Below are 25,066 nucleotides of genomic sequence, written 5' to 3'. Positions count from 1 at the left end.
CGCGCGGGCGCGGTGATAGGGCCTGGGGAACCTGCCCGCCATTGCGGCCGAGCTGTGACATCCCCTGGGGGAACCCTGGGGGGGTGACCCCATGCGCGTCCGTATGGGAAAGCGTCCGTGCGGGCAAGCGTCCGTCCGGGAAAGCGTCCGTACGGAAAGCAGAAGCGGCCGGTCCTGCCCCCGAGGCAGGTCCGGCCGCTTCTGTCGCACGACAGCCTGAGCTACTTCACCGGCTCCGGCTCCGGTGCGTCTGCCGGCTCCGCCTCGCCGGCCGGGTCGGCCGGAGTCTTGACGGAGTCCAGCAGCAGCTGCGATACGTCGACGACCTGGACGGACTCCTTGGCCTTGCCGTCGTTCTTCTTGCCGTTGACCGAGTCGGTCAGCATGACCAGGCAGAACGGGCAGGCGGTGGAGACGATGTCCGGGTTGAGGGAGAGGGCCTCGTCGACGCGCTCGTTGTTGATGCGCTTGCCGATCCGCTCCTCCATCCACATCCGGGCACCGCCGGCGCCGCAGCAGAAGCCGCGCTCCTTGTGGCGGTGCATCTCCTCGTTCCTGAGGCCCGGGACCTTCGCGATGATCTCGCGCGGCGGGGTGTAGATCTTGTTGTGACGGCCCAGGTAGCACGGGTCGTGGTACGTGATCAGGCCCTCGACCGGGGTCACCGGGATCAGCTTGCCCTCGTCGATGAGGTGCTGGAGCAGCTGGGTGTGGTGGATGACCTCGTACTCGCCGCCGAGTTGCGGGTACTCGTTCGCGATGGTGTTGAAGCAGTGCGGGCAGGTCGCGACGATCTTCTTCGACGCCTTCGGCTTCTTCGTCTCCGGCTCGTCGTCATCCTCGCCGAACGCCATGTTCAGCATCGCGACGTTCTCCTGGCCGAGCTGCTGGAACAGCGGCTCGTTGCCCAAGCGGCGGGCCGAGTCTCCCGTGCACTTCTCGTCGCCGCCCATGATCGCGAACTTGACGCCCGCGATGTGGAGGAGCTCCGCGAAGGCCTTTGTGGTCTTCTTGGCGCGGTCTTCGAGAGCTCCCGCGCAGCCGACCCAGTACAGGTAGTCGATCTCGGAAAGGTCCTCGACGTCCTTGCCGACGATCGGGACCTCGAAGTCGACCTCCTTGGTCCACTCCACCCGCTGCTTCTTGGCGAGCCCCCAGGGGTTGCCCTTCTTCTCCAGGTTCTTGAGCATCGTGCCCGCCTCGGACGGGAACGCGGACTCGATCATCACCTGGTAGCGGCGCATGTCGACGATGTGGTCGACGTGCTCGATGTCGACCGGGCACTGCTCCACGCACGCGCCGCACGTGGTGCAGGACCACAGCACGTCCGGGTCGATGACCCCGTTCTCCTCGACCGTGCCGATCAGCGGGCGCTCGGCCTCCGCGAGAGCCGCGGCCGGGACGTCCTTCAGCTGCTCCGCGGATGCCTTCTCGTTGCCCTCCATGTCCTTGCCGCCACCGGCCAGCAGATACGGGGCCTTGGCGTGCGCGTGGTCGCGCAGGGACATGATCAGGAGCTTCGGGGAGAGCGGCTTGCCCGTGTTCCAGGCCGGGCACTGCGACTGGCAGCGACCGCACTCCGTACACGTGGAGAAGTCGAGGATGCCCTTCCAGGAGAACTGCTCGACCTGCGAGACACCGAAGACGTCGTCCTCGCCCGGGTCCTCGAAGTCGATCTCCTTGCCGCCCGACGTCATCGGCTGCAGTGCGCCGAGCGCGACCGCGCCGTCCGCGTTCCGCTTGAACCAGATGTTGGGGAAGGCGAGGAAGCGGTGCCAGGCGACACCCATGTTGGTGTTCAGCGCGACCATGATCATCCAGATCATCGAGACGGCGATCTTGATCATCGCGGTGAAGTAGATGAGGTTCTGAAGCGTGCCCGGATCGAGGTCCTTGAACGCGAGGACCAGGGGGTACGAGACGAAGTACGCGGCCTCGTAGCCCTCGACGTGGTGGATCGCGCCCTCGAGGCCGCGCAGGGTCAGGATCGCCAGACCGATGATGAGGATGACGTACTCGACGAAGTACGCCTGCCAGGCCTTGGAGCCCGCGAAACGGGACTTTCGGCCGGCCCGGGACGGCAGGTTCAGCAGCCGGATGGCGATCAGCACGAGGATGCCGACCGTCGTCATCAGACCGATGAACTCGGTGAACATCTCGAACGGCGTCCAGTCGCCGATGATCGGCAGGACCCAGTCGGCCTCGAAGAGCTGCCCGTACGCCTGGAGCAGCGTCGGCGGCAGCGTCAGGAAGCCGATGGCGACGAACCAGTGCGCGAAGCCGACGATCCCCCACCGGTTCATCCGGGTATGGCCGAGGAACTCCTTGACCAGGGTGATCGTGCGCTGTTTCGGGTTGTCGGTGCGGCTGCCTGCCGGGACCGGCTGTCCGAGCGTGACGGACCGGTAGATCTGCGCGACGGCTCGGGCGATGAGCGCAACGCCGACCACAGTCAGCACCAGCGACACGATGATCGCGGCGAGTTGCATTTGGGGGCTCCTCGGGCCTGCGAGGGTGGGATCCAGCGTCTACAAGCGAATACTGGCGATTACTAAGCAGTAACTTAATCAGTCTGTGCTGACACTATCCACTTATTCCGCCGCGCTGTAGCCGCACCGGCGGTGATCTGTGTCGCTCAGGTGTGTCTTGCCGTGCAGGGCGAGTCCGAGGGCCGCCCTGCGTAGTGAAGTGTGTACGGCTCTCGCCAGGATGGCCAGGTCGAGTCCCACCCAGTGGTGCTCGGCGTAATGCTGGTCGAGCAGGGCCGGGTCGTCCCACGGCATTCCGGAGCGGGAGCGTACCTGCGCCAGGCCGGTGAGGCCCGGTTTCAGTTCCTGCCGCCAGTGTCTCGCGCCGGAGGCGGCGGCGGTCCCGGGGGTGCCGGCATCGACCCCGGGGGTCCCGGCCCGCTCGTCGTCCGGCGCCAGGGGCTCCGGGCCGACCAGGGAGAGGTCTCCCCGTACGACGTGCGGCAGCCGGGAGAGCAGGTCCAGCCGCAGTCGCCGGGTGCGCAGCGAGTGCAGTACGAAGAGGTGGCCGCCCAGGCCGATCCGGGGTGAGCGGGTGAGCACGCCGCCGGGGTGACGTTGTGCCGCGAGGGCGAGGGCGCCCACGGCGAGCAGGGGGGCGGCCAGGGCCAGCAGGAGTGAGCCGAGAGTCAGGTCCAGGACGCGCTTGGCCGACGGCCGCTCCCACCGCTGTGCCCGCATTCGGGCACAGCTCAGGCGTACTGCCATGCGTGCCGCCATGCGGACCGGCGTGCGGGGCGGCATGCGGCCCGCCGGTCGGTCCGTGCGCCGACCCGGCCTCTGTCTCTGCCTCTGCGTCTGCATCGTTCGCACCTGCCTGTGGGGTCGGGCGGATCGAGTGCCGGTTTTGCGTGACTCACGGCATTTTGTGAGAGAACGATCCCATGGTGCGATGGTGAGGGCGGGCTGCGCGGCCCGCGGGGCGTATGGGTGTCGTCGGTGATCTCCCTGTGCGCGCTGGGTATGTGCACGATAGTTGAGTCCACCCGACTCAACTCTGTTGACACTGGGGCGGGTGTCATGCATCCTTGAGTGAGTTCCACTCAAGTAGTCAAACTGGAGGAATTGAAATGGCACGTGCGGTCGGCATCGACCTGGGCACGACTAACTCCGTCGTCAGCGTTCTCGAAGGCGGCGAGCCCACCGTCATCACCAACGCAGAGGGCGCCAGGACCACGCCGTCCGTCGTCGCCTTCGCGAAGAACGGCGAGGTGCTGGTCGGTGAGGTCGCCAAGCGCCAGGCGGTGACCAACGTCGACAGGACCATCCGCTCCGTCAAGCGCCACATGGGCACTGACTGGAAGATCGAGCTGGATGGCAAGAACTTCAACCCGCAGCAGATGAGCGCCTTCATCCTGCAGAAGCTGAAGCGGGACGCCGAGTCGTACCTGGGCGAGAAGGTGACCGACGCGGTCATCACCGTTCCTGCGTACTTCAACGACTCCGAGCGTCAGGCGACGAAGGAGGCCGGCGAGATTGCGGGCCTGAACGTCCTGCGTATCGTCAACGAGCCGACGGCCGCCGCGCTGGCGTACGGGCTCGACAAGGACGACCAGACGATCCTCGTCTTCGACCTCGGTGGCGGTACCTTCGACGTGTCGCTGCTGGAGATCGGCGACGGCGTCGTCGAGGTGAAGGCCACCAACGGTGACAACCACCTCGGTGGCGACGACTGGGACCAGCGCGTCGTCGACTACCTGGTGAAGCAGTTCGCCAACGGTCACGGTGTGGACCTGTCCAAGGACAAGATGGCTCTCCAGCGTCTGCGCGAGGCTGCGGAGAAGGCGAAGATCGAGCTCTCGTCCTCGACCGAGACCACGATCAACCTGCCCTACATCACGGCGTCCGCCGAGGGCCCGCTGCACCTGGACGAGAAGCTCACGCGCTCGCAGTTCCAGCAGCTCACCGCTGACCTCCTGGACCGATGCAAGAACCCGTTCCACAACGTCATCAAGGACGCGGGCATCCAGCTCTCCGAGATCGACCACGTCGTTCTCGTCGGTGGCTCCACCCGTATGCCGGCCGTCGCCGAGCTCGTCAAGGAGCTGACCGGTGGCCAGGAGGCCAACAAGGGTGTGAACCCGGACGAGGTCGTCGCCATCGGCGCCTCGCTCCAGGCCGGTGTCCTCAAGGGCGAGGTCAAGGACGTCCTGCTGCTCGACGTCACCCCGCTGTCCCTCGGTATCGAGACCAAGGGCGGCATCATGACGAAGCTCATCGAGCGCAACACCACGATCCCGACCAAGCGCTCCGAGATCTTCACGACGGCCGAGGACAACCAGCCGTCCGTGCAGATCCAGGTCTACCAGGGCGAGCGCGAGATCGCGGCGTACAACAAGAAGCTCGGAATGTTCGAGCTGACCGGCCTGCCGCCGGCCCCGCGTGGCGTCCCGCAGATCGAGGTCGCGTTCGACATCGACGCGAACGGCATCATGCACGTCGCCGCCAAGGACCTCGGCACCGGCAAGGAGCAGAAGATGACCGTCACCGGTGGCTCCTCGCTGCCGAAGGACGAGGTCAACCGGATGCGTGAGGAGGCCGAGCAGTACGCGGAGGAGGACCACCGCCGTCGCGAGGCCGCCGAGTCCCGTAACCAGGGCGAGCAGCTCGTCTACCAGACGGAGAAGTTCCTCAAGGACAACGAGGACAAGGTCCCCGGTGATGTGAAGACGGAGGTGGAGACCGCGCTCACCGAGCTGAAGGAGAAGCTCAAGGGCGAGGACACCGCCGAGATCCGTACCGCCACCGAGAAGGTCGCGGCCGTCTCCCAGAAGCTGGGCCAGGCGATGTACGCCGGCGCTCAGGCCGACGGCGGCCCGCAGGGTGACCCGCAGCCGGGCGCCCAGCAGGCCAAGGCCGACGATGATGTCGTCGACGCCGAGATCGTGGACGACGAGAAGGACGCGAAGGGCGGTGCGGTGTGACCGAGGAGACCCCGGGCTTCGAGGAGAAGCCCGACGTCCCCTCCGGCGTTACCCCCGAGGGAGCTGAGCCGAAGGACGCCTCCCCCTCTTCGGATGAGGAGGCGGCCCCGGCCGGGGACACAGTGCAGACAGTCGGCCTGACGGCCCAGCTGGACCAGGTCCGTACCGCGCTCAACGAGCGCACGGGCGACCTCCAGCGGCTCCAGGCCGAGTACCAGAACTACCGACGCCGCGTCGAGCGGGACCGGGCCACGGTCAAGGAGATCGCAGTAGCGGGCCTCCTGTCCGAGCTCCTGCCCGTGCTCGACGACGTCGGCCGGGCCCGTGATCACGGCGAGCTCGTCGGTGGGTTCAAGTCGGTGGCCGAATCGCTGGAGACGGTCGTCGCCAAGCTGGGCCTGCAGCAGTTCGGCAAGGAGGGCGAGCCTTTCGACCCGACGATCCACGAAGCCCTGATGCACTCGTACGCGCCGGATGTCACCGAGACGACCTGCGTGGCGATCCTGCAGCCGGGGTATCGGATCGGCGAGCGCACCATCCGCCCCGCGCGGGTGGCGGTGGCCGAACCCCAGCCGGGTGCGGCAGCCAAGGAAGAGAAGGCAACCGACGAGGAGAGCGGTGGCACCGAGGAGGTCTGACATCCCGTCTGACCACCTCGCGGCCCACCGCCCGGCCATGCGACCGGCCAACGGGCGGGTCGCATGGCCGATCGTCCGGAAGGAGGGACGTCGATGAGCACGAAGGACTTCGTCGAGAAGGACTACTACAAGGTCCTCGGCGTCCCCAAGGACGCCACCGACGCCGAGATCAAGAAGGCGTACCGGAAGCTCGCCCGCGAGTTCCACCCGGACGCCAACAAGGGCGACGACAAGGCGGAGGAGCGCTTCAAGGAGATCTCCGAGGCGAACGACATCCTCGGCGACAGTAAGAAGCGCAAGGAGTACGACGAGGCGCGTGCCCTCTTCGGCAACGGCGGCTTCAGGGCCGGACCCGGAGGCGCCGGAGGCAACTTCAACTTCGACCTGGGCGACCTCTTCGGAGGCACTCACGGCGGGGGTCAGGGCGGCGGAGCCGGCGGTTTCGGTGGCGGCGGTCTGGGCGATGTCTTCGGCGGCCTGTTCAACCGGGGCGGTACGGGGACGCGGGTGCAGCCGCGCCGAGGCCAGGACATCGAGTCCGAGGTGACGCTCAGCTTCAGCGAGGCGGTCGAGGGGGCCACGGTCCCGTTGCGGATGTCCAGCCAGGCGCCCTGCAAGGCGTGTTCCGGCACCGGTGACAAGAACGGCACCCCCAGGGTCTGCCCGACCTGTCTCGGCACCGGCCAGGTGTCGCGCGGTACCGGAGGCGGCTTCTCGCTCACCGATCCCTGCGTGGACTGCAAGGGCCGGGGCCTCATCGCCCAGGACCCCTGCGATGTCTGCAAGGGCAGTGGCCGGGCGAAGTCTTCCCGGACCATGCAGGTCAGGATTCCGGCGGGCGTCTCGGACGGCCAGCGGATCCGGCTGCGCGGCAAGGGCGGCCCGGGCGAGCGCGGCGGGCCGGCCGGCGATCTGTACGTCGTGGTCCATGTCGACGCCCACCCGGTCTTCGGCCGCAAGGGCGACAACCTCACGGTCACCGTGCCTGTCGACTTCACGGAGGCGGCGCTCGGCGGCGAGGTGAAGGTGCCCACGCTCGGTGGCCCGCCGGTCACCCTGAAGCTGCCGGCCGGCACCCCCAACGGGCGCACCATGCGTGCCCGCGGCAAGGGCGCCGTACGCAAGGACGGCACCCGGGGCGACCTGCTGGTCACCGTCGAGGTGACGGTGCCCAGGGAGCTGAGCACCGAGGCCAGGGACGCACTGGAGGCCTATCGGAAGGCGACCGCGGGCCATGACCCGCGGGCGGAGCTGTTCCAGGCTGCGAAGGGAGCTTGAGGTGGACGGCCGACGACGTAATCCGTACGAACTGACCGATGAATCACCGGTGTACGTGATCTCGATCGCGGCCCAGCTCTCGGGCCTGCACCCGCAGACACTGCGCCAGTACGACCGCCTCGGCCTGGTCTCGCCCGACCGCACGGCCGGGCGTGGCAGGCGCTATTCGGCCCGCGATATCGAGCTGCTGCGCACCGTGCAGCAGCTGTCGCAGGACGAGGGCATCAACCTCGCCGGCATCAAGCGCATCATCGAACTGGAGAACCAGGTCGCCGCCCTTCAGCAGCGTGTCGCCGAGCTCTCGGCGGCCGTGGACGGCGCGGCGGTGGCGATGCAGCAGCGCGAGGCCCAGGTGCATGCCTCGTACCGGCGTGATCTGGTGCCGTACCAGGATGTGCAGCAGACCAGCGCGTTGGTGGTCTGGCGGCCGAAGCGGCCGAAGGGCTGAGCGGGTCCGGCGCACCCTCACCCGTACGACGGACAGGGCCCGTCATCCGTGTACCTCACGGATGACGGGCCCTGTCCTGTGCGAATTCGTCCCCGTCTCTGCCCATCTGTGCCCCCCACTTCCGGCAGTGCAGCAAGATGACGGGGCAAAGCTTGCCGGGAGGGGCACCAGTCGGCGCGGGAGGCTCGTCATGTTCCGGTTCATGCGCATACCGGCGCAGGGCCGCGGTGGCTCTCCCCCGTATTGCGGTTGCGGCCCCTTCAGTCAGGATTCTGCTCCAGGATCCCCGACCGGGCTATCAGGTAGCCGAGTTGGGCCCGGCTGTTGCTTCCGAGGACGGCGGACAGCTTGGCGACATGCGCGCGGCAGGTGCGGACGTTCATGCCGAGGCGGCGGGCGATCGAGTCGTCGACGTGTCCCTCTACGAGGAGTTGGGCGATGGAGCGCTGGACACCGCTGATTCCTTCGGGGGTCGGGTCGTACTTGACCTCCTCCAGGAGTGGAGCAGCGCGGGTCCAGAGCTGCTCGAATACCTTGACGAGATACTCGACCAGCCCGGGATGGCGTAGTTCCAGGGCGACTTGGCGGTCGTCCTGGGCGGGGATGAACGCGACCGTACGGTCGAAGATGATGAGTCGCTCGATGAGCTCTTCGAGCGTCCGGATCTCCACGTTGTTGTCGGCCATCCGCTCGGCATAGGCGAGGGTGCCGGGGCTGTGGCGTACGGTGTGCTGATAGAGAGTGCGAATGCTGACACCGCGGTCCACCACGGAGAGGCCCCGTTCCAGGGCTTCGCTGAGGCGGTCTTCGCTACGGCCGCCGCCGGGCTGGACGGTGAGGACTTCCGAGCGGCATTCCGCCGTGGCGAGATCGAGTCCGGCGTTGATCCGGTTGACACCTTCCAGCACGGTGATGGCGTGGGTGGTCGGCGGGTCCTGTGCGCTGATGTCCATGAACGGCTCGAAGGACTCGGCAAGCAGGACCGAATGCCGTCGGCGCTCCTGGATCTCGCGTTCTATGGGGTGCAGGCGCTTCGCCAGAGCGGCGGACGGCGGTACGGGCCGCAGCCAGTCGGGGTCGTCGGGGTCGGGGTGCAGCAGGGCGAAGTCCATGAGGCAGGGCGCCGGTTCCACCTCGCTGCGGGCGATGCGTCCCGAGCGCAAAGCACTGGCGTAGAGACGGCCTCCCGCTTCGCATAGTTCAGTGATCCCGTGAGGATGTGTCGGCTTTGTGTCGCTTGCGACCATATTCTCCACCCCCCATGTTCCTGAACATGCAGGAACATGATGCATCGACCCGGTGGTGTTCGTGTGCCCAGGTGAGACATCGTCTTTAGGTGCGGGGGAGAAGAAACCACAAGTGAGGACGAAGCCGACTATGTATAAGCGAATGCTTCGCTCGGCGCTTGCCGCCTCGTTCGTCGCGGCCCTGGGACTCGGGGTGCTGAGCGGCAGCGACATTGCCTGGAGCGGCGGGGCAGCATCCTCGCCGGGTGACATCGCCTGGTCCACGCAGGCGTCGGTGCCGGGTGACATCGCCTGGTCCGCGCAGGCGTCGGTGCCGGGTGACATCGCCTGGTCCGCGCAGGCGTCGGTGCCGGGTGACATCGCCTGGTCCACCCAGGCGTCGGCGCCGGCCGGCGGTGACATCGCATGGCTCACCCGGACCGCTGTGCCGGGCGACATCGCATGGAGCGTCGAGGCGGCAGCGGCGCCCGGTGACATTGCCTGGTCCGGACCGACCCACCTGGGCGCATGACCATCCCGCCGGACGACCGGACCTTCCGGCGGGAGATGGCCACGGCCTACCGATCGGGCTGGCATTTCATCGATCTCGTCACAGCCATCCCCCGTTGTGGCGACTCGCTGATGGTCACTCTGTTCGGCGACCCCATCGTTGTCGCACGTGAAGAAGACGGCGAAGTACGTGCCTACCGTTGCCTCCGCAAGCCGCGTGGAGCCCCGCAGCCCGTTCGCTGTGCGATCCGGTACGACATGATTTTCGTCAACCTCGACCGGCGGGACCACCAGCTGTTCGAGCCAGAGACTATTTTCGCCACCCCCCGCAGTGCCTGAGCGATCCCCCGTCGTTACATGTCGCTCGGCACTCCCCCACACAACGGCGCCATCGTGACCTGAACACGATGGCGCCGTTGTGCTGCCCGGGGAGGTTCGCGGTCGGCCATTGCCCTCACGCCCTGCCGAGTGCCCGGTCCAGGGCGATCTCGATGACGACACGGTCCGGGTTGGGTGCCGGCGTGCGTTCGTAGCGTTCCGCGTAGCGGCGTACCGCGTCGGCGATCGCGTCCGCCTCCGTGCTCACCGTCGCGCGGCCCTCCAGGGTGGCCCAGCGGCGCCGGTCGACCTGGCAGACCGCGACCCGGGCGCCGTCCGGGCCCGCGGCCAGGATGTTGGTGACCTTCTGGCTGCTCTTGTTGGTGATGACGCGGGCGAGCCCGGCCTCGGGGTCGTACGTCACGCCCACCGGCACCACGTGCGGTGTGCCGTCGGAGCGGGGAGTGGTCAGGGTGCACAGGTGGTGCTCGCGCCAGAACGCCAGGTAGGCGGGGCCGGGATTCATCACGTCGACTGCCATGGGGACAGCGTAGGCAGCGCGGACCCGCGGCCCGCCCTGCGGTGGCGGAGGGCTGCTCCGGCCGGTTCGCTCGGAACGTCGGAACGTCGGAACATCGGAGTATGAGAGCTGGAGCCCGTGGACCGGTCTCGGATGAGGTCGCGTTGAGGTTGAGTGGAATAGACTCAACTTTACGCACGTTGACCTGGTCAGTGTTGTGGAGAGGCCAGTCACCGCAAGGAGGAGAAAGCGCACGTGGACGCCGAGCTGACCAACAAGAGCCGGGACGCCATCAACGCGGCCACCAGCAGGGCCGTGAAGGACGGGCACCCCGATCTGACCCCCGGGCATCTGCTGCTCGCGCTGCTCGCGGGTGAGGACAACGAGAACATCATCGATCTGCTCGTCGCCGTCGAGGCCGACCAGATCGCCGTACGCACCGAGACCGAGCGGCTCCTGGGCGCGCAGCCCAGTGTCACCGGGGCGACCGTTGCCCCGCCGCAGCCCAATCGCGAACTGCTCGCCGTCATCGCGGACGCCACGCAGCGCGCGAAGGAGCTCGGCGACGACTACATCTCCACCGAGCACCTGCTGATCGGTATCGCCGCCGAGGGGGGCCGCGCCGGTGAGATCCTCTCCGGGCAGGGGGCCAGCGCGAAGAGGCTGCTGGACGCATTCGAGAAGAGCAGGGGAGGGCGCCGGGTGACCACACCCGACCCGGAGGGCCAGTACAAGGCCCTGGAGAAGTTCGGTACGGACTTCACGGCCGCCGCCAGGGAAGGCAAGCTCGACCCGGTCATCGGACGTGACCAGGAGATCCGGCGTGTCGTTCAGGTCCTGTCGAGGCGCACGAAGAACAACCCCGTACTCATCGGCGAGCCCGGCGTCGGCAAGACCGCCGTCGTCGAGGGGCTCGCCCAGCGCATCGTCAAGGGCGACGTCCCCGAGTCCCTGCGGAACAAGCGGCTCGTATCGCTCGACCTCGGCGCGATGGTCGCGGGCGCCAAGTACCGCGGCGAGTTCGAGGAACGGCTGAAGACCGTTCTCTCCGAGATCAAGGAGAGCGACGGGCAGATCGTCACCTTCATCGACGAGCTGCACACCGTCGTCGGCGCGGGCGCCGGCGGCGACTCCGCCATGGACGCGGGCAACATGCTCAAGCCGATGCTGGCCCGCGGCGAGCTCCGCATGGTCGGTGCGACGACGCTCGACGAGTACCGCGAGCGGATCGAGAAGGACGCCGCCCTGGAGCGACGCTTCCAGCAGGTGCTGGTGGCGGAGCCGAGCGTCGAGGACACCATCGCGATCCTGCGCGGTCTCAAGGGCCGGTACGAGGCCCACCACAAGGTCTCCATCGCGGACTCCGCACTGGTGGCCGCCGCGACCCTGTCCGACCGCTACATCACCTCCCGCTTCCTCCCCGACAAAGCCATCGACCTGGTCGACGAGGCCGCGTCCCGGCTGCGCATGGAGATCGACTCCTCGCCCGTCGAGATCGACGAGCTCCAGCGCGCCGTCGACCGCCTCCACATGGAGGAGCTGGCCCTCAAGAACGAGACCGACCCCGGCTCCAGGCAGCGCCTGGAGAAGCTCCGCCGCGACCTCGCCGACAAGGAGGAGGAGCTGCGAGGCCTCAACGCCCGCTGGGAGAAGGAGAAGCAGGGCCTCAACCGCGTCGGTGAGCTGAAGGAACGCCTCGACGAACTGCACGGCCAGGCCGAACGCGCCCAGCGCGACGGCGACTTCGACACCGCCTCCAAGCTGTTGTACGGGGAGATCCCCGGCCTGGAGCGGGAGCTGGCGGAGGCGTCGGAGGCCGAGCAGGAGGCCGCCAAGGACACGATGGTCAAGGACGAGGTCGGCCCGGACGACATCGCCGATGTCGTCGGCTCCTGGACCGGCATCCCGGCGGGACGTTTGCTGGAGGGCGAGACGCAGAAGCTGCTGCGCATGGAGGAGGAGCTCGGCAAGCGCCTCATCGGGCAGACCGAGGCCGTGCAGGCGGTGTCGGACGCGGTACGCCGTACCCGCGCCGGAATCGCCGACCCCGACCGCCCCACCGGATCGTTCCTCTTCCTCGGCCCGACCGGTGTCGGCAAGACGGAGCTCGCCAAGGCGCTTGCCGACTTCCTGTTCGACGACGAGCGGGCCATGGTCCGCATCGACATGAGCGAGTACAGCGAGAAGCACAGCGTCGCGCGGCTCGTCGGTGCCCCGCCCGGTTACGTCGGCTACGAGGAGGGCGGCCAGCTCACGGAGGCGGTCCGCCGCCGCCCGTACAGCGTCGTCCTGCTGGATGAGGTCGAGAAGGCCCACCCCGAGGTCTTCGACATCCTGCTCCAGGTCCTCGACGACGGCCGGCTCACCGACGGACAGGGCCGGACGGTGGACTTCCGCAACACCATCCTGGTCCTGACCTCCAACCTCGGCAGCCAGTTCCTGATGGACCCGCTGACCGAACCCGAGGTGAAGAAGGAACAGGTCCTGGAGGTCGTACGGGCCTCGTTCAAGCCGGAGTTCCTCAACCGGCTCGACGACCTGGTGGTCTTCTCCGCCCTGTCCGGCGACGAGCTCTCGCACATCGCGAAGCTCCAGATCGACCGCCTCGCGGGGCGTCTGGCCGACCGCAGGCTCATCCTCGACGTCACCCCGGCCGCCCTGGCCTGGCTGGCCGAGGAGGGCAACGACCCGGCCTACGGAGCACGGCCGTTGCGCCGCCTCATCCAGACGGCGATCGGCGACCGGCTCGCGAAGGAGATCCTCGCGGGCGAGGTCAAGGACGGGGACACCGTCCGGGTGGACCGGGTCGGGGACGGCCTGCTCGTCGGCCCCGCGACCTCGGGGAAGACCTTGTAGGCCCTGGAGACGGCGTTACGACCTGTTCGATGTCATGTCCCCAGCTGGAAGACCACGCGTCCCGGCTGGGGACTTGTCGTCCGCGCCGCAGTGCAATTGAAGAAGAATTGCAGTGATTTCCGGGGAACGGGAAATCGGTCGCCGTCATGGGTGATTCGTTGTTCAACGTCGATATTGAGCCGAACGTCCTACTCCGCGTCGAGGTGCGGATTCACGTCACCTTCCTCTGCCCCCGCTCGCACCACCTGCCCCTGCAACGGGACAGATGCCCGGATGCCCGCAACGCCTGCCCGGGTTCACGCGAGTGATCAGGACACTACGAGCCACCTTCTGTGACCTGCTCGCAAGAACGAACAGATACCGAATTCGGCAGCCGGTAGGGTACCCGCATGGTCGAGCGGATAAGCGATGAGATAAATCCGGATCCCAAAAAGCCCAGACGTGACAATCTCGTTCACCTCAGCGAATTTCGTGCTCTCTGGGCCGCTTATGCGCAGTCGATCCTGGGCGACCAGTTGGCACGCGTGGCCCTGTCGTTGCTGGTGTTCGAACGCACCGACTCGCCCGGATGGACCGCGGCGACGTATGCGCTGACCACCTTGCCCGCTCTGCTGTCCGGGGTGTTCCTGTCCGGCCTGGCGGACCGTTTCCCCCGGCGTACGGTCATGATCGGATGCGACCTGGTGCGTGCGGTGCTGGTCGCGCTGATGGCCCTGCCCGGGACGCCGTTGCCGCTGCTGGCCGGGCTGCTGGTGCTGGCGCAGCTGGCCGAGGCACCCTTCGGCGCTGCGCAGGGCGCACTGCTGCCGACCGTGCTCGGAGAGCAGAGATACGAGCGGGGCCAGCGAGTCATGCTGATCACTCACCAGGCCGGTCAGCTGGTCGGTTTCGCCGGTGGGGGTGTGCTGGTCGTTTGGCTGGGCAGTCACCTCTCCCTGGGTGTGAACGCGGTGACTTTCCTTCTCTCGGCGACCCTGGTCAGGTTCGGTGTAAAGGCCCGTCCCGCGGCGGGTGCCGACGCGCGGAAGACGCGGCTCGGCGCTCAGGTCGGGAGTGCGGCCGCACTGATCTGGTCGGATCGCAGGCTGCGGTCGCTGGTCGCGCTGGGGTGGCTCGCGGGGTTCGTCGTCCTGCCGGAGGGTCTGGCCGCCCCCTTCGCGGACGAGGTCGGCGGGGGCGCCGCCTCGGTGGGACTCCTGCTCGCCGCGCATCCGGCGGGAATGGTGCTGGGTGCAGCACTTCTGGGGCGGGCTCAGGTCGGGGACGAGTGGCGGCGCCGCCTGCTCGGGCCGTTGGCGGTCGGCGCGAATCTGCCGCTGCTCATCTACTGGCTCGGTCCCGGCATAGGTGTGGCCGTGCTCGTGTTGATGGCCTCGGGGGTGTGCTCCGCCTATCAGATAACCGCCGGAGCCACCTTCGTACTCCTGACCCCGGCCGACCAGCGTGGCCAGGCGCTGGGGCTCGCCAGGTCGGGGCTGATCGCCATGCAGGGGATCGGTGTCGCCGCGGGTGGCCTGGCAGCGGAGCTGTCCGGGTCATCGGCGGACACCATCGGTGCGTCCGGACTCCTCGGAGTGTTGTGTGCGATCCCTGTCGCCGTTGCCTGGTCGCGGGCGCGGGAAACCGATGCGGGGACGATTCCTCGGAGGGCGTAGAACTACTGGCCGTCAAACGCGGCTAGGGTCGACGGAAGGAAACCACGTGCGATCCACAGGAGTACCCAGCGATGTCTATCGATCCTTCCTCGATTCCTAATTTCGGAGGCCGGCCCGAACCGCAGGCGACAGGACCCGAGGGCCCCGTCGTCCCTGACCAGGACCTCGTCAAGCAGCTCCTCGATCAGATGGAGCTGAAGTACGTCGTCGACGACGAGGGCGACCTCGCGGCGCCGTGGGAGGACTTCCGCACGTACTTCATGTTCCGCGGCGAGGCCGAGCAGCAGGTCTTCTCGGTCCGGACGTTCTACGACCGCCCGCACGCAGCGGACCAGCGCCCGGTCCTCCTCGACGCGATCGACGACTGGAACCGCCGCACCCTGTGGCCCAAGGTCTACACGCACACCCACGAGCCCGAGGAGGGCTCCGAGGAGACCGAGGCCTCGGTCCGTCTGATCGGTGAGGCGCAGATGCTCATCGGTACAGGCGTCAGCCTGGAGCACTTCGTCTCATCGACGGTCAGCTGGGTGCGCGCCTCCATCGAGTTCGACAAGTGGCTGCAGGAGCGTCTGGGGCTCACGCCGACCGAGGAGAAGCCCGAGGGCGGGGACCCGACGCCTCCGGGCGCCTGAGTCCCGCCTGAGCGCGAAAGCCCGGTCCGGGCGGTGGTCTCCATGACCGCCGCTCCGGGCCGGGCTTCGTTCATGACGAGAGCAGTATGCCCCGCCACCGTCGCCAGGGCCGCCGGACTGGCGGTGTCAGCCTGTCGACCGGCGGGCATGCCACCGGTCGTGGTCAAGAATCGCCGGGTTACGGGTCTGTCCCAGCGGGCGGCGGCCGCGAACAGGTGCGGTACCGCCGTTTCGGCCCGTCGGCGGCGCGCCCCGCAGCGGCGACGCCGCCTTGGCCCGTAGTCGCGGTGAGGGAGCGTCACTCCGAGTCCGGTGATGGGTTGTTGCGGGCCATAGAGGCTTGGGTCGCAGGTCTGATCAGGGTGTCGGCCCGCCACTTTCGTCACTGTTCCGCAACAGACATGAACCGCCCCGCCGGGTGCCCCGTACAGCCCGGTGTGCGCGGCTCAGCGACCGCGGCGACCCGAAACGAGAGAAGGAACCGACATGGCCGGCGGCAACATCCATATCAGCCCGGAAGAGATGCGGGAGGCGTCGACCTGGCTGCAGCACCAGAAGGAACTGATGCAGCAGAGCCTCCATGAGGCCAACACCAAGATGGACGAGATGGTCGAGGCGGCCTACGCGACGCCGGGCTCCGAGACCAAGTTCCGTCCGTTCTGGGAGGAGTACAAGAACGGCACCGATAAGGCGATCGAGGGCCTGCAGGGCGTCAGCGAGTTCATCAAGCAGGTCGCCGACGCGTTCGTCGACACCGACGACCAGACGTCCGGCTCCATCGGCTGACGTGCCCTTGTGTCCGGTCCCGCCCTTCTGCGGCGGGACCGGACGGCGGCCGGAGAGGAGGAACCGATGACCCGCATCAGCGTCCCCCTTGAGGACCTGAACGAGACGGTCAAGTCACTTGAGGACATCGGGGATCGGATCAACAACACGGCGCGGCTCAGCGACGTCGGGTCGAAGGACGATGTGGGCGATTCGACGCTCGCCGAATCCCTCGCCGACTTCGACGAAGCATGGGGCAAGGGCCACGAGAAGGTGCAGGACAACGTGAAGGTCTTCTCCGAGAACACGAAGAAGATCTCCGACGCCTTCACGCAGACGGACGACGAGACCGTCAAGGCGCTGGACGACTCCAAGAAGGCCTGACGAAAGCCTGCTGGCAGAAGGGACATGCGTCATGACGCATCCGGTCACGGACCGGGCTACGGGGGCGCCCGCGCACTACAAGCTGCGCTACCCCGGCTCCTGGTGGCATCTGGACCTCGACCCGAGCACCCGGGACGCGTCCATCCGCCGCCGTATCGAGCACCAGGCGAAGGGGGTTCCGCAGTTCTCCCGCGAGCGGCTCGACGGCCTGATCCGCGACACCCGCCGGACCGCCCGCGAGGCCTACGCCCGGGGGGCGCTCCAGGCGGCGGGGATGGTCAGGTTCCCCGGCGGAGACGCGATGCTCAGCGCCACGTCCGTCGTGCTGAGGATGCCCGTGCCGGAGGACCAGTCGGCGGATCTGGCCGAGGTGCTGTTCGGGGCGAGCATGCAGGCCGGGGACCCGCAGAGCAGCGGGTACCCGCCGCGCGAGGTGGATCTGCTGGAGCTTCCGGACGTCGGACCGGTCGGGCGGATCGCCTCGATCGAGGACATCGACTACAAGGGCACGCCGGTGCGTACGGCGCTGCTGCACACGCTGTTCCCGATCCCGAACCGCCGGGAATACCTGCTGGTCTCCAGCTCCACGCCCAATGTGGAGCTCAAGGACCAGTTCTTCGAGGTGTTCGACGCCATCGCGGGGACGCTGCGCTTCGTGGAAGTCAAGAGCAAGGGCACGGCTGTGCCGGCCGCACAGGGCCCGCAGGGCACGGACGAGAACGGAAAGTGAGGGCGCGGCAATGGCGCGGCCAGCAGTGTCCGACTGGGAGACGGTCTTCGGGTTCTCGGACGACCCGACGCCGGGCGATGCGGAGATGCTCGCGAAGCTCGCGGGCCAGTACCGGGCCGTCGCCGACGACGCGGACCAGGCGCTCCCCATCGTCAGCGGCCTGAAGAACAGTCAGCTCGGCGAGGGCAAGGCCATGGAGAAACTCCGGGACAAGCTCGGGGACCTGGCCAATCAGGTGGAGAAGCTGCACAGTTCGTACGACAAGGCGGCCCGCGCGCTGGACACCTACGCCGACCAGCTGGGGGACCATCAGCGCAAGGCCGACAACGCCCTGGTCGACGGACGGGACGCCAAGGAACGGCTGCAGCGGGCCACCGATGCCGCTGCCGCGGCGGGGTCCGTGATCAGCGGCCTGGACGCGGCGGACCCGCCCCCGCCGGACGACGAGGCGGCCCGGCGCAGTGCGCGGCGGGCCATGGAGGATGCCCGGAACGACCAGTCCGCGGCGCAGGGGGACGTCGACAGCGCCCAGCGGGATCTCGACGCCGCCCGCATGCTCGCCGAGGACGCGCGGGAGCTGCGCGAGACGGACGCCTCTACGGCGGCCCGCGCCCTGGACGAGGCGACGAGCGAGGCGGTCCCGGGGAAGAGCCTGTGGGAGAAGATCAAGGACATCTTCAAGAAGGTGCTCGGCTTCATCAGCGCCGCCCTGGGCATCATCGCCATGCTCATCCCCGGATTGCAGGGCCTGGGGCTCATCCTGACGATCGCCAGTCTGGTCACCGCTGCCATCCCCTTCATCATGAACATCGTCGACAGTATTCAGTCGGGCGAGTGGGATATTCTCGACATGGTCCTCAGCGGCCTGGGGCTGGTGCTCGGCGGTGTCGGCCTGATCAAGATCGCCAATCTGGGCGGGATCGCGAACACCCTCAAGACCGTCACGAACAACCTCAAGACGATCCAGATCAACATCAAGACCGTGGTCCCCGCCATCAAGTCGTTCACCGGGTTCAAGAACCCGGGCGACCTGGTCGCGAACCTGCTGAAGAACATCCCCGGGGGCGTGTTGAAGACACCGGGCATCGTGAAGCAGCTACCGGGGATCACCAACATCTGGACGAAGACGGCGGGGTGGATCGACCAGAGCTCGAACCTGATCGGACTGGGCGGCTTCGCCTGGGCGATCAACGGCGCCGTCCCCAACGGGACGAAAGGCACGACCATACACGACTCCAGCTACGTGGAGGGATCGACCTGATCCGGGCCGCGTCCCGTCATGCGTGAGGGCTCCCGCCCCGGCCGTCGCCGGGGCGGGAGCCCTCTGCCGTGGGACCTCAGGGCCGGTGTCGGAACCCCCGCACAGGCGCTCAGCTCCCGGCCGGCGGAAGCACCGTCTCCGGGACCTGGACGGTGCGCAGCACGCCGTCGCCCAGGTGCAGGATCGCCCGCCCCGGGCGGGTCGCGCCCAGGCGGCTGCGGGGTACCTTGACGCCGATCAGTTCGCCGTCGCTCATGTTCTGCGGCTTCAGCAGCAGACCGCACCGGTTGCGGCGGGCCTCGGTGTGCCAGCCGGAGAAGCCGGAGGAGAGCCGGTCGGTCTGCCCGGCGATCACCAGGCCCCGGCCGTTCTCGGCACCGGACTTGGCGATCTGGGTGAGGACGGGCTCGGCCTTCGTCTTCAGCAGCAGGTCGGCGTCGTCCAGGATCACCACGGCCCCCTGCGGCGAGGACGCCAGCGCCTCCTCCAGCGCGGTGGGGTCGATGTCGGACTCGTCGAAGACCGCGAGGACCCCGGGCCGTCCGGCGAGTTGGCGCAACGGCGATCTGGCGGGCGCGCCGACGACGACGGGCGTCCCGGCCGACAGCAGCGACAGTGCCAGCGTCGCCAGGACGGTGCTGCGGCCGGAGCGGGCGGGTCCGGCGACGAGGAAGGTCGACGTGATGGCGAAGTCCGGTCCGAACGCGGTGAGTTCGTCGCCGCCGACACCGGACAAAGCCCACCGTGCGGACGGCAGCGGCTGCGGCACGTACCGGGTCGCTTCCTCCCAGGTGAGCCGGTCCGGCAGGGTGTCGACGCGGAACGGCCGGGTGGAGTCCGGCAGCTGGGCCGCCCGCTCGCGGCAGTACTCGGCGATCTGCTGGAGCGCCACGGCCTGCGCCTGGCCTTCCGGGTTGTCCGTGAGGAGCGCGATCTGCACCTCCGCCTTGTCGGCGGCACGGAACGCGCGGCCCGGCGGGATCTCGTCGGGCACGTTGCGCTGGGTGATGCCGATCATCCCGTATTCGGACTTCTCGTTCAGCTTCAGCACGAGCTTGTCCTCGGTGGAGCCGTTGACCCGGCTGGAGAACAGCGCCCGGTCACCGGTCATCACCAGGTGGATGCCGACGCTCGCGCCGTCCCGGAGCAGGTTCAGCACGGAGCTCAGCAGGTTTCCGGAGTCGTACTCGCCGAGCTGCTTGTCGAAGACCTCCCACCGGTCGATGAACAGCAGGATGTGCGGTGGCCGTTCGGCCTCCGGAAGGGCGCGGCGGAGCTCCGGCAGGTCGGCGCTGCCGCGGGCGGCGAGCATCTCCTGGCGGCGGGTCAGCTCCCCGGTCAGTCGGGCGAGCAGCCGGGCCACCCGGTCGGGCTGGGTGCGCTGGGTGATGGCCCCGCAGTGCGGCAGCCTCTCGATGGGCAGTAGTGCGCCGTTGCCGCAGTCGATGCCGTACATGTGCAGACGGTCCGGGGAATGGGCGGAGGCCAGGGTGCCGGCGATGGTGCGCAGTGTCTGCGACCTGCCCTGCCGGGGCGAGCCGATGATGTGCAGGTGCCCGAGCGTCGCCGGGTCGATCACCAGGGGCAGCCGGGCCTGTTGTGCGGGCAGGTCCACCACGCCGTACGCGACGGGCGCGAGGTCGTAGTCCGAGGGCGGGGGCGCCGGCAGTTCGCCGGTGACCAGGACCTCGGGCAGCGGCGGGAGCCAGGGGCTGTGCTGTGCGGGGATGCCCATCTCCCGGTCCGCTTCGCGGATCGCCGTGACGAGCGCGGTGAGGTCGGTCTCCACCTCGGCGGGTACGGCCGCGCCGCGGGGCCGTGCTGGGAGCGGCTCGCCGAGCCGTTCCCAGCCGACCGCCACCGCCCAGGGTGCCGGCAGCGAGGTCGCCGCGGCACCGGGTCGACGGCCGCCGACCCGTCCGGACTGGAACGGCACGAGGGAGTTCTGGCCCAGGCGCACGTAGGCGCGGCCGGGTGTGCTCTGCGAGATCCCGGAGGCCTCGGGGGAGTTGAGGACGTCCTGGCTCTCGCCGGCGTCCGTCACCCGGAGCGCGATGCGCAGGTTGGTGTTGGCGCGGATCTCCGAGGAGACGACGCCGCTGGGGCGCTGCGTCGCCAGGATCAGGTGGATGCCGAGGCTGCGGCCCCGCTGGGCGATGTTGACCAGACCCTTCACGAAGTCCGGCAGGTCGCGCACCATCGAGGCGAACTCGTCGATGACGATGAGCAGCCGGGGCATCGGCGCGCGGCCCGCCGGGTTGCGCTCCAACAGCTCGACGTAGTCCTCGATGTCCTTGGCGCCGGCCGCGGCGAGGATGTGCTCGCGCCGGGTGAGTTCCGCCGTCAGCGACACCAGGGCCCGCTCGACGAGGTGGGCGTCGAGGTCGGTGACCATGCCGACGGTGTGCGGCAGGTCGACGCAGTCCTTGAACGCGGAGCCGCCCTTGTAGTCGACCAGGACGAACGTCATCGCGTCCGGACGGTTCGCCACCGCGAGCGAGGCGACCAGCGTCTGGAGGAGTTCGGACTTGCCGGAGCCGGTGGTGCCGGCGACCAGCCCGTGCGGGCCGTCGCGCCGCAGGTCCAGGTGGAACGGGCCGTCCAGGGAGACGCCGACGGCCGCCCGGGTCGAGCGGCCCCCGGCCGTCCAGCGCGCCCGGATGCCGGCGGCCTGCGGCGGGTCGAGGGCGAGGACGTCGAGCAGCCGCGCGGAGCCGGGAAGCACCGCGGCCTCCTCGTCGGCCCCGCCCGGGTCCCGCAGCGGGCCCATCGCCCGGGCCAGCGAACGGCACCAGTCCAGGGACACCGCGTCGGGCCGGATGCCCCCGACGGTGCCCCTCCCGGAGCGTCCCACCCGTACGGTTCCGCCGGGCTCCTCGGCGACGACGGCGTGGCACTCCTCGGGCAGCAGCCGCTCCTCGGCGTCCAGGCAGACCGCGCGGACGCCGACGGCCGGTCCGTCGCGCAGGATCTGCGCCACGCCGGGCAGCGAACGCAGCCTGCGGGCTCCGTCGAGGATGACGAGCACGTCGGGCCCGGCGGGCCGGCTCCGCCGGTCCTTCCGTCCGGCGCGCTCGACGATCAGCGCGGTGAGTTCGGCGACCCGCCGGGCGCAGGTCTCCGTGCCGTAGCCGATGCTGGCGGGGGTGTCGCCGGACTTCTTGCGCACATGCGGCAGCCAGCGCAGCCAGGACCAGCCGTCGCGGCCCTGTTCGCCGGTCGTCAGCAGATGGATCTGGAGGTCACGGGGGCTGTGCAGGACGGCGGCCTGGGCGACCGCCCAGCGCGCCACGGCGCGCGCGGTCGGGCCCTCGCCGGCGATGCCCAGGACGTCGTGCTCCCGCAGCGGAACGGTCACCGGGACGTCGTACGCGGTCCGCGGGTCCTCGCGGCGGTGCTCGTCCTTCGTCGGGTCCTGGAGCACCACGTCGGAGGCCATATCGGCGGTTCCGATGCGCAGTTCCAGGAAGTCGGCGTCGGAGGTACGGCGTTCCCACAGGCGGCGCCGGGGGCCGACGGCGGTCAGGACGACCTCGGCCGGGTCCGGGAAACCGCGGCGCCGGGCGGTGCGTTCGTCCGCCAGGGCCTTCGCCGCGTCGCCCTCGATGCGTGCCTTCTTCTCCTCGTAGGCGGCGACACTGTCGGAGTGGGTCTGGCGCCCGGTGCGCCGGCTCATCAGATAGTTACCGAGGATCGCGACCGGGGAGAGCAGCCCGAACAGCAGCATCGACATACGGTCGAATATCAGCGCCCCGGCCCCCGCCATCACCAGCGGGGCCGCCGCGGTGATCCACGGGAGCGGCCGGGCGGCGGGCGGGGCGGGCGGGGAGGGCAGGGTGAAGCGGGTGGCGTTCTCGGCCGGCCGCAGCCGCGGCGGCCGGTTGTAGTCCCAGCCGGTGCCGTCCTCCGACGGCTGCACGGCCGCGTCCGGCTTCTGCGGGAGGGCGAGTTCGAGCAGGCTGTCTCCGACGAGGAGCTGTGCGCCGGCCGGCCAGGCGGTCGCCTCGGCGAGGTCCTCGCGGTCCAGTTGCAGGGTGCCGCCGCCCGGCGAGGAGGCGTCGGGCGCGATACGGCAGCGTCCTTGGGGGCCCACCGCCAGGACGGCGAACGGACGGTCCGGTACGGCGCGCAGCACCTGGGCGGTCCCGTCGTGGGCCAGCCCGATCCGGTACTCGCCCATGTCGAGCCGGTGCACGGCGCCCGCGCCGGTCCCGCCGACCGCACGGACCTCCACCAGCCCGTCCGGTTCGGCCGACACGGTGCCCGCCGGGCGGCCCAGGCCCACGATGGCCGCGTGGTGCAGCGGCGCGTCCCGCAGCCGCATATCGGCGGGCAGCAGCCGGTCGCCGGCGTACAGGCCGAGGCCCTCCGGGGGCCGGTGGACGCCTCCTGCCCCGGCCAGCGCCTCCGCGACAGCGCGCACGGGCGTGTCGGGGTCGGCGTCGAGGTGGACGTCGAACGCGTCACCGTCCTCCTCGACCACGGTCAACATCAACGACACGAAACGTCCTCCAGCCGGCGTGAATGGGGGCCTCGGCAGCCGCGCTCGGCGGCTCCCGTGCCACTGACGGGACCTACGGAGCCCGCCCGCGGATGGTTCACCCAGCACGCAGGTGAACCATCCGCGGGCGGGCGCCGTAGTGGCCATCGGGTGCACGGCGCAGCGACTGTGCCGCCCTCGTTCTCGACCGTCCCGGCTCCGCCGCCGGGGCGTCCCGACAAGGAGTCAGAAGATGATCTGGTACGTCCTGGCCGTGGTGCTGGGGCTGGCACTGATCGGGGCGGTGGCCGCGCTGATCGTCACCGAGCGACGGCCCCGCCCGCCGAAGCCCGAGCGACGGCCCCGCCCGCGGAAGCCCGTCGCCGCCTCGGCGGCCGTCGTGGGCCGGGAGGCGCTGGACGTGGTCAACGCGGGCCTGCGCCGGCTGACGGGCGAATGCCTGCGCTCCGGCCGGTCGCTGCCCGACCTGTACGCCGTCGTCTACTCCGAGCAGCGGCTCGCACTGCTGCTGGCCGGGGCCGAGGAGGCCGCCCCCGCGCCCTGGACCGTCGAGGCGGACGGCGAGCGCTGGACGATCTCGCCCGACGATCTGCACCGCCCCGGCCCGGAGGGCGAACCGGCCCTGCCGTACGCGCTGACGGTGACGGTGGGCCTGGACGGACCCGACCGCGTGCTGGTCGACCTCTCCCGGGCGACGGGGCCCGTCTCGGTGACGGGTCCGGACAAGGAGGTGCGCAGCCTGGTGCGGGCCGTCGTCACCGAGGCGCTCGCCAGCCCGGTGGGGGCGCTCGCCGAGGTCACTCTGGTGGGATCCCTGGGCGACGGCCGGCTCCTTTCCGGCGACGAGCCGCGGTCCTCGCGTCTGCACACCGCGGCCACCCTGGAGGAGGCGTTCGCCACGGTGGCGGCGTCGGCGGGCACGGGAGCGCCGGAGCCCGGCTCGCCCGACGTCACCCAGATCTTCCGGCTGATCGAGGGCAGCAGCCGGATCGCCGTCCAGGGCGAGGCGCCGCATCTGTTCGTCGTGGACGCCTCGCAGCTTCCGCGACGGGACGGGGCACTGGCCGGTCTGCGGCGTGGGGACGCGGTGCTGGTGGTCGGCGAAGCACCCACGGGGTGGCGCTGGCGTGCCGGTGCGGGCGGATCGCTCGACACCGGGCCGCTCGGCCTGGAGATCACCCGGCACGCGGGACGTCTGGCGTAAGTGTCATCCGGCCTCGCGGTCCAGGCCGTCCGCGTACAGCCCGCGGCTGTGCAGCGCCTCGCGCAGGGCGCGGGCGGCGTAGTACGTCCGCGACTTGACCGTGCCCGGCGGCACGCCGAGGACCTTGGCCGTCTGGTTGACGCCGCGTCCCAGGTAGTGCACGTGCAGCAGGACCTCGCGCTGTGCCGGCCGCAGGTCCCGCAACGCGTCGATGAGCACCTGGGAGGTGAGTATGTGGTCCACGCCGTCGGAGACCGGCAGGTGGGCGAGTTCGGGGTCACCGGTCTCCGGCGGTCTGGCCTGGCGGGCCCGGTGGCCGTCGATGACGAGATTGCGCAGCACGGTGAACAGCCAGGGCCGCACCGAATCCGCGGTCGGGTCGAGTTCCCCGGCGTGCCGCCAGGCGCGTATCGCGACTTCTTGGAGGATGTCCTCGGCGCGGTGCCAGTCGCCCTCCAGCCGCCGTGCGGCGAACTGCAGCAAGGCGCTGCCGTGGAAGTGGTAGAGCGCTCTGAGGAACTCGTCGGGGCAGGGTTCCGTGGTGTGGGGGCAGGGTGTTCGGTCTTCGGTCGAAGCGCTGGCCGACAAGGGCCTTTCCTCTCCGGTCGTCTGTAAGGAAGACGGGTTCCGCGGGCTGGGACAACCGGCTGGCGCCGCCGCGAGCCGCCGTGCGCCCGTGCGGCGCCCG

General features: G+C 69.5%; 20 protein-coding genes and 1 pseudogene. 14 read left to right on the top strand and 7 right to left on the bottom strand.

The window, feature by feature from the left end; translation table 11 throughout:
- Positions 1-221 precede the first annotated feature (221 nt).
- Both ACZ3IC_RS15775 and ACZ3IC_RS15770 read right to left on the bottom strand, forming a co-directional pair.
- The gene (locus tag ACZ3IC_RS15775) at positions 222-2,489 is read right to left on the bottom strand and encodes a (Fe-S)-binding protein (protein WP_467416510.1); all 2,268 of its coding nucleotides are present in this window, start codon (positions 2,487-2,489) and stop codon (positions 222-224) included.
- A gap of 102 nt (positions 2,490-2,591) precedes the next feature.
- Entirely contained in the window at positions 2,592-3,236 is a 645-nt protein-coding gene (locus ACZ3IC_RS15770) for a sugar transferase (RefSeq protein ID WP_467416507.1), read from the bottom strand.
- A gap of 362 nt (positions 3,237-3,598) precedes the next feature.
- Between ACZ3IC_RS15770 and dnaK the strand changes: the two genes are divergently transcribed.
- From dnaK to ACZ3IC_RS15750, 4 genes are all read left to right on the top strand, one after another.
- Positions 3,599-5,452: a molecular chaperone DnaK gene (dnaK, locus tag ACZ3IC_RS15765; protein WP_467416505.1), complete on the top strand. Its 1,854-nt coding sequence runs from the start codon at positions 3,599-3,601 to the stop codon at positions 5,450-5,452.
- The gene (gene grpE / locus ACZ3IC_RS15760; protein WP_467416502.1) at positions 5,449-6,090 is read left to right on the top strand and encodes a nucleotide exchange factor GrpE; all 642 of its coding nucleotides are present in this window, start codon (positions 5,449-5,451) and stop codon (positions 6,088-6,090) included. Before dnaK ends, grpE begins: the two co-directional genes overlap by 4 nt.
- A gap of 93 nt (positions 6,091-6,183) precedes the next feature.
- On the top strand, positions 6,184-7,368 hold the full coding sequence (dnaJ, locus tag ACZ3IC_RS15755) for a molecular chaperone DnaJ (RefSeq protein ID WP_467416500.1): 1,185 nt from the start codon (positions 6,184-6,186) through the stop codon (positions 7,366-7,368).
- Position 7,369: 1 nt separating this feature from the next.
- Positions 7,370-7,816: a heat shock protein transcriptional repressor HspR gene (locus tag ACZ3IC_RS15750; RefSeq protein ID WP_383076966.1), complete on the top strand. Its 447-nt coding sequence runs from the start codon at positions 7,370-7,372 to the stop codon at positions 7,814-7,816.
- A gap of 260 nt (positions 7,817-8,076) precedes the next feature.
- Here the strand turns inward: ACZ3IC_RS15750 and ACZ3IC_RS15745 are convergent, their stop codons facing one another.
- Positions 8,077-9,063 (bottom strand): helix-turn-helix transcriptional regulator, encoded by a 987-nt coding sequence (locus ACZ3IC_RS15745; RefSeq protein ID WP_467416496.1) that lies wholly within the window; start codon positions 9,061-9,063, stop codon positions 8,077-8,079.
- 130 nt (positions 9,064-9,193) lie between these two features.
- Here ACZ3IC_RS15745 and ACZ3IC_RS15740 point away from each other — a divergent pair, with 130 nt between their 5' ends.
- Both ACZ3IC_RS15740 and ACZ3IC_RS15735 read left to right on the top strand, forming a co-directional pair.
- Complete coding sequence (locus ACZ3IC_RS15740) at positions 9,194-9,574, top strand: 5'-nucleotidase (RefSeq protein WP_467416494.1); 381 nt, start codon at positions 9,194-9,196, stop codon at positions 9,572-9,574.
- Positions 9,571-9,891, top strand: coding sequence for a (2Fe-2S)-binding protein (locus tag ACZ3IC_RS15735; protein WP_467416492.1), 321 nt, complete (start codon positions 9,571-9,573; stop codon positions 9,889-9,891). Before ACZ3IC_RS15740 ends, ACZ3IC_RS15735 begins: the two co-directional genes overlap by 4 nt.
- A 115-nt stretch (positions 9,892-10,006) precedes the next feature.
- On the opposite strand, the gene ACZ3IC_RS15730 is transcribed toward ACZ3IC_RS15735, so the two are convergent.
- Positions 10,007-10,411: a pyridoxamine 5'-phosphate oxidase family protein gene (locus tag ACZ3IC_RS15730; RefSeq protein ID WP_467416490.1), complete on the bottom strand. Its 405-nt coding sequence runs from the start codon at positions 10,409-10,411 to the stop codon at positions 10,007-10,009.
- 234 nt (positions 10,412-10,645) lie between these two features.
- Here ACZ3IC_RS15730 and clpB point away from each other — a divergent pair, with 234 nt between their 5' ends.
- From clpB to ACZ3IC_RS15695, 7 genes are all read left to right on the top strand, one after another.
- The gene (gene clpB / locus ACZ3IC_RS15725; RefSeq protein ID WP_467416488.1) at positions 10,646-13,246 is read left to right on the top strand and encodes an ATP-dependent chaperone ClpB; all 2,601 of its coding nucleotides are present in this window, start codon (positions 10,646-10,648) and stop codon (positions 13,244-13,246) included.
- Between the two features lie 389 nt (positions 13,247-13,635).
- Positions 13,636-14,901, top strand: coding sequence for an MFS transporter (locus tag ACZ3IC_RS15720; RefSeq protein WP_467416487.1), 1,266 nt, complete (start codon positions 13,636-13,638; stop codon positions 14,899-14,901).
- A 71-nt stretch (positions 14,902-14,972) separates the two neighbouring features.
- A complete protein-coding gene (locus tag ACZ3IC_RS15715) occupies positions 14,973-15,533 on the top strand; it encodes a type III secretion system chaperone family protein (protein ID WP_467416485.1) in 561 nt (186 codons plus the stop codon).
- 486 nt (positions 15,534-16,019) lie between these two features.
- A complete protein-coding gene (locus ACZ3IC_RS15710) occupies positions 16,020-16,319 on the top strand; it encodes a WXG100 family type VII secretion target (RefSeq protein WP_351791982.1) in 300 nt (99 codons plus the stop codon).
- Between the two features lie 66 nt (positions 16,320-16,385).
- Positions 16,386-16,682 carry a hypothetical protein gene (locus ACZ3IC_RS15705; RefSeq protein WP_467416483.1) on the top strand — a complete coding sequence of 99 codons (297 nt, stop codon included), beginning with the start codon at positions 16,386-16,388 and terminating at the stop codon, positions 16,680-16,682.
- A gap of 31 nt (positions 16,683-16,713) precedes the next feature.
- Positions 16,714-17,412 carry a hypothetical protein gene (locus ACZ3IC_RS15700; protein WP_467416480.1) on the top strand — a complete coding sequence of 233 codons (699 nt, stop codon included), beginning with the start codon at positions 16,714-16,716 and terminating at the stop codon, positions 17,410-17,412.
- 10 nt (positions 17,413-17,422) lie between these two features.
- Positions 17,423-18,673, top strand: a complete 1,251-nt coding sequence (locus ACZ3IC_RS15695; protein WP_467416479.1) for a hypothetical protein — start codon at positions 17,423-17,425, stop codon at positions 18,671-18,673.
- 109 nt (positions 18,674-18,782) lie between these two features.
- Here ACZ3IC_RS15695 and ACZ3IC_RS15690 read toward each other — a convergent pair whose 3' ends face one another.
- Together ACZ3IC_RS15690 and ACZ3IC_RS15685 are read right to left on the bottom strand one after the other, a co-directional pair.
- Complete coding sequence (locus ACZ3IC_RS15690; RefSeq protein WP_467416715.1) at positions 18,783-20,792, bottom strand: FtsK/SpoIIIE domain-containing protein; 2,010 nt, start codon at positions 20,790-20,792, stop codon at positions 18,783-18,785.
- Positions 20,784-21,443: pseudogene (locus ACZ3IC_RS15685) on the bottom strand (FtsK/SpoIIIE domain-containing protein); the annotation flags it as partial. The gene ACZ3IC_RS15690 and the pseudogene ACZ3IC_RS15685, both read right to left, overlap by 9 nt.
- A gap of 1,963 nt (positions 21,444-23,406) precedes the next feature.
- Here ACZ3IC_RS15685 and ACZ3IC_RS15680 point away from each other — a divergent pair.
- Positions 23,407-24,378: a hypothetical protein gene (locus ACZ3IC_RS15680; RefSeq protein WP_467416477.1), complete on the top strand. Its 972-nt coding sequence runs from the start codon at positions 23,407-23,409 to the stop codon at positions 24,376-24,378.
- A 3-nt stretch (positions 24,379-24,381) separates the two neighbouring features.
- Here the strand turns inward: ACZ3IC_RS15680 and ACZ3IC_RS15675 are convergent, their stop codons facing one another.
- Entirely contained in the window at positions 24,382-24,966 is a 585-nt protein-coding gene (locus ACZ3IC_RS15675) for a sigma-70 family RNA polymerase sigma factor (protein ID WP_467416474.1), read from the bottom strand.
- Positions 24,967-25,066: the final 100 nt, after the last annotated feature.

Source organism: Streptomyces sp. NPDC002958 (assembly GCF_055563255.1).
This window is presented reverse-complemented; position numbering and strand designations above follow the sequence as displayed.